This window comes from Xenorhabdus sp. KJ12.1, from assembly GCF_963876495.1.
Taxonomy (GTDB): Bacteria; Pseudomonadota; Gammaproteobacteria; order Enterobacterales; family Enterobacteriaceae; genus Xenorhabdus; species Xenorhabdus stockiae.
On record NZ_CAWNQH010000115.1, the window covers coordinates 1 to 4,466 of the forward strand.

The window sequence follows — 4,466 nt, forward strand, 5'->3', positions numbered from 1 at the left end:
TAATCCGGCGAGCATAGTTTTTATCTGCCGTTTTTTGGACAATTTTTCTCATTTGACGCCGCTCATTGCGCGGAATTGGTGGTACGATGGCCATAACTCAGTCCTTCCTTTTTGTGTTTTTTTGGTTTTGCGATTAAAAAGTTCGCAAAAATAGGACTGAGTTTCTTTGATTCGCCTATCATTTTGAAAAGCTATTTAGCCAGTGAGATGGAATTTAGGGGGGATTTCAGATGAACACTTATCCCCGCAGATCGCCCGGCTGTTTTGTGCCAAAAGACCCGAAGGAGCGAGAACGGTATCTGAATGAACTGGTCGCGGCAATCAGTAATAAAACGCCACATCCCGCAATCATGAGTGCTAAGGAGCGTGTCTTAGCAGAGCGACTATTCAATATTAACTATAAATCTTCATTTAACCCGCCCCTACCCCAGCATATGCAAGAACAGCGTGACGAAGAGATACGTCAGGGGTGGCGAGAGTACTGGTCAAAGAATAGTAAAGAGCACGATCACTATCGGGGTGAATCACCTCGCCGCCATAATGGTGGTATCTGGACAGGAGATTAATTTTGACAATTTACAGAGTAGTAGACACCGAAACCTGTGATATGGACAGCGGAATTGTTGAGATAGCCAGTATTGACATTGTAAGTAACATCATAAATTACATGGAAAAACAATCTCATTTCGTCAATCCCCAACAACCCATCTCAGTCGGAGCAATGGCGATTCACCATATTACGGATGAAATGGTCGCTAATTCTCCGCTAATTGATGATGTTATTGATAAATACAAGGGGGCTGACTTTCTGGTTGCACATAATGCCGCTTTCGATTCGCGCATGATGCCGGAGATGGATGCACCGTTTATCTGCACATTGAAATTAGCTAAGCGTTTGTGGCCAGACATGGAAAGTCACAGCAACCAATATCTCCGGTATGCACTAAAACTGGATGTTTTTGTACCGGATGGATTACATGCACACAGGGCACTGTATGACTGCATAGTCACCGCCGCACTATTTAAACGCCTCAAGGATGAATCAGGTTGGTCTGATGAAGAGATGCTGAAGATTAGTCACCAGCCCTCATTGCTGCACAAGTTCAGATTTGGCAAGCACAAAGGCATGACATTTGAAGAGGTTAAAAAAACTAACCCCAGCTATTTTACATGGCTATTAAAGCAGCCTGACATTGATCCTGATATTGAATTTACCCTCAATTATTGGTTATCGAGGTAGTTATGAGTGCAGTCTACAAAGCTATCAGTAATGTTGCCAAAGAACTGGCTGAAACAGGGATTAAAAAAAACAGCGAGAATAAAGTTCAAAAGTTCATGTTCAGGGGGATTGATGCTGTTTATAACGCACTAGCCCCGGCACTAGTCAAACATGGATTACTTATCTTGCCACGCATAACTGAACGCACCGTAACAGAACGGGCCACAAAAACAGGAGGTGCGCTGTTTTATGTCGTCGTCAAAGCTGAATTTGACTTTATCGCCACAGAAGATGGCAGCAAGCATACTGTGACCACGTTTGGTGAAGCGATGGATAGCGGAGACAAAGCAACGAACAAAGCTATGTCCATCGCATATAAATATGCTGCATTTCAGGCGTTCTGTATTCCAACAGAAGAAACAGCCATTGATGCTGACGCAGAAATCCATCATGTGGCATCTAAAGGAGCCGATGAAATTTTGCGGGATTTTACTGAATATGCAACTCATGAAAGCAGCAGAGAAAAACTACAGCAACAATATTCCAATACATGGAAATCACTGGAAGGACACCCAGACTTACAAGAAAAATGTAAGGAAGTGACCGGAATCCGATTTAAAGAACTGAAACAGGTGGCATAAATGGCACAACGCGGCGTTAACAAGGTTATTTTAGTTGGTCACTTAGGCCAAGACCCAGAGGTACGTTATCTACCAAATGGTGGTGCGGTGACAAATATCACACTAGCTACCTCTGAAGCATGGCGGGATAAACAATCCGGTGAAATGAAGGAAAAAACCGAATGGCACAGAGTGGTGACATTCAGGAAACTCGCCGAAATTGCCGGTGAATATCTGAGAAAAGGTACTCAGGTTTATATTGAAGGCCAGCTACAAACTCGAAAGTGGCAAGACCAACAAGGGCAGGATCGCTATTCCACTGAGGTGGTGGTAAATATCGGTGGAACGATGCAAATGCTAGGAGCCAGACAGGAAAGCCAGCAGTCACAACAGCAGCACCCAAGACAGCAACAACAATCTCAGGGATGGGGGAAACCACAACAGCCACAATCAGCACCGCCAATGGATTTTGCCGATGACGTGCCATTCGCTCCTATCGGCAAGCAATACCCCAGCCATACTATCTATTTGATTTAACTAACTCTAACTCCATATAACACTACGCTGCTGTGCGGGGAAAGCGGGGCACCATAATTGCATGACCCACTGTCTTATTGTATTGGACAATCTGCATTATCTAAGAGTGTCCGCCTATATCAGTAACGTAGATGTCTTGATTCTTTTTATCCAAGATAAATGACACTCTGTCACTGCCATTGAGCCTTATTTCGAATTGTTGGACATTTTTAGAAGTACCTTTCATTCTTTTATAATTAGCATCACCTATCTCTTCTGCTGCTTTTTTGGGATGGAGTCCTTTGTTTCTTATATTATTTACCCATGAATTATAATTCATTAACGCCGTTTCAGAGAAACCTGCGTTTATATTTTTTAATGCGTCCTCATCATCAACAACTGTCCATACCATATATCACCTCTATTTTAGATGGTTAGCCCTAAAATACTAACCTTGATGTTCCTTTTTAAAACCATCAATTTTTATGTACATTGATTATGTAAACATTAAATATGGAAAAAACAATGAAAAATAATGTAATTGAATTACAAAAAGAAATAAATAAACTGCAAAGTAAAGCTGCGAATGAATTAGCAGGCACATGGGTAATAGAAAGACAATTACTGACACTTTCCATTATCAATTACTTTCTGGAAAAAGGAGATAGCCTCTCAGCGCTGGCATGGTCAGAGAGTATTTTTGAGTGGATAGAAGAAGACCTCTCATCTGAGATAGCCAGTCATTCAAATGATTTAGATGGTTGGCTGATACAACGATTAGAACATGAAATTAGTCGAGATGCCGCTCTGGAAATTATTCGCTCAGAAATGCCTAACATTGAAGCAATGAGAAATGAGCCAATGGAATCCAAAGAGACACTTCAATTCACCGCCGAAATAGAATTAACTGATTTCGTTCATATTGGCAATGATAAAACGATGGCAGTTGGAAAGATATTTAACGATAACTACAACCGATTTAAAGATGGAACTCAGATAAGAACTTCATTAGTGAAAAATTCTGAAACTTACCAATCAGACGGATATATTAAAACCCAGAACTCAGTTTATAAGATACGTCACCCAAACAAATAACTGGAAATAATATGGCAGATTTTGGTGGTAGTAACACTCCACCCGAATTTAAAGATTTATGGCAAACTCCCCTCCCGTTATTTAAAGCACTCGACCTAAATAGCTTTTCAAAATGATAGGAGTACTCCTTACCCCGCGTGACACGCGGGGTAAGGAACACCGCATGCTGATACTCTCACTATTATGAAAAGGTATATAGTACTCCTTCTCTGCCTAACATCTCCCTTTCATATTGCAGCCAGTTGTGTTCGGCGATTTGTTTTTCTGTATATTTCTGTTGCTGAGATTTATTATTGGGATTGGTGTGAGTGTTGTAATCGAAATTTCTCATAATGGGATCCTTTCAAATTTAGCTGTTTGTTTTTTGCTCCGTGCCATCAACAGTCTGAACTTAATTTCATTAACCAGATCATCAAGTTCTGATTCAGTTAATTCATTTTCTTGAGCAATTCGCGCTATTTGTTCCATGCCGTGGCGTTTTTTAACTGCAAATCTTGTGAGACGCATGTGTTATTTCTCCATTGTGATTAAACGGGAATAAATACAGTTAATGAGATGAGAAAGAGAGTAATTCGGCGCTTCCATGTGCACCTGTTCCTGATAGCTTGTGGTTTTGCGGGAGCGACCGCGCATCCATCGTGCATGTTATTACGCATGTAAAAACCCCTCGTTAGTGAAAACGATTAATAAGATCCCTGGTGTTGGATTTATTTTTGAGGCTAGCGAATTAATTCAGGTAATAAAAAGCCTCACGAATGCGAGGCTGATATTTAACTATAATTATTATTCAAAAACTTATTATTTTATATGATAGTAAATGAAATGTTACTATTGGGATTAAAATAAATAACGATATAAACATCCCCAAATATTTATTTGCTCTGCGGTTTTCTTTTAGTGATTTATAGAAAATAAATGGTCATGCTCCCAATGATTAGATCTTGTGATAAACTCCCTACTTTTTATTCTGGGTGAGATATGGCTAAAGTGGATGTGATTTGTCGTTACTGTCATAA

Annotated in this window: 7 protein-coding genes; 5 read left to right on the forward strand and 2 right to left on the reverse strand. The window is 40.3% G+C overall.

Features of this window, described 5'->3' with window-relative positions; genetic code table 11:
• The first annotated feature begins 230 nt into the window (after nt 1–230).
• From AACS92_RS18935 to ssb, 4 genes are read left to right on the forward strand one after another with little or no spacing between them, the layout of a single operon-like run.
• Nucleotides 231–566: a hypothetical protein gene (locus AACS92_RS18935; protein WP_099111958.1), complete on the forward strand. Its 336-nt coding sequence runs from the start codon at nt 231–233 to the stop codon at nt 564–566.
• A complete protein-coding gene (gene exoX, locus AACS92_RS18940) occupies nt 566–1,240 on the forward strand; it encodes an exodeoxyribonuclease X (RefSeq protein ID WP_099111959.1) in 675 nt (224 codons plus the stop codon). Before AACS92_RS18935 ends, exoX begins: the two co-directional genes overlap by 1 nt.
• Before the next feature lie 2 nt (nt 1,241–1,242).
• Complete coding sequence (locus AACS92_RS18945) at nt 1,243–1,860, forward strand: ERF family protein (RefSeq protein ID WP_099111960.1); 618 nt, start codon at nt 1,243–1,245, stop codon at nt 1,858–1,860.
• Complete coding sequence (gene ssb / locus AACS92_RS18950; protein ID WP_099111961.1) at nt 1,861–2,376, forward strand: single-stranded DNA-binding protein; 516 nt, start codon at nt 1,861–1,863, stop codon at nt 2,374–2,376.
• 100 nt (nt 2,377–2,476) lie between these two features.
• Here the strand turns inward: ssb and AACS92_RS18955 are convergent, their stop codons facing one another.
• Nucleotides 2,477–2,767 carry a hypothetical protein gene (locus tag AACS92_RS18955; protein WP_099111962.1) on the reverse strand — a complete coding sequence of 97 codons (291 nt, stop codon included), beginning with the start codon at nt 2,765–2,767 and terminating at the stop codon, nt 2,477–2,479.
• Nucleotides 2,768–2,880: 113 nt separating this feature from the next.
• Between AACS92_RS18955 and AACS92_RS18960 the strand changes: the two genes are divergently transcribed.
• The gene (locus AACS92_RS18960) at nt 2,881–3,450 is read left to right on the forward strand and encodes a hypothetical protein (RefSeq protein WP_099111963.1); all 570 of its coding nucleotides are present in this window, start codon (nt 2,881–2,883) and stop codon (nt 3,448–3,450) included.
• 327 nt (nt 3,451–3,777) lie between these two features.
• On the opposite strand, the gene AACS92_RS18965 is transcribed toward AACS92_RS18960, so the two are convergent.
• The gene (locus tag AACS92_RS18965; protein ID WP_099111964.1) at nt 3,778–3,957 is read right to left on the reverse strand and encodes a hypothetical protein; all 180 of its coding nucleotides are present in this window, start codon (nt 3,955–3,957) and stop codon (nt 3,778–3,780) included.
• Nucleotides 3,958–4,466 lie beyond the last annotated feature (509 nt).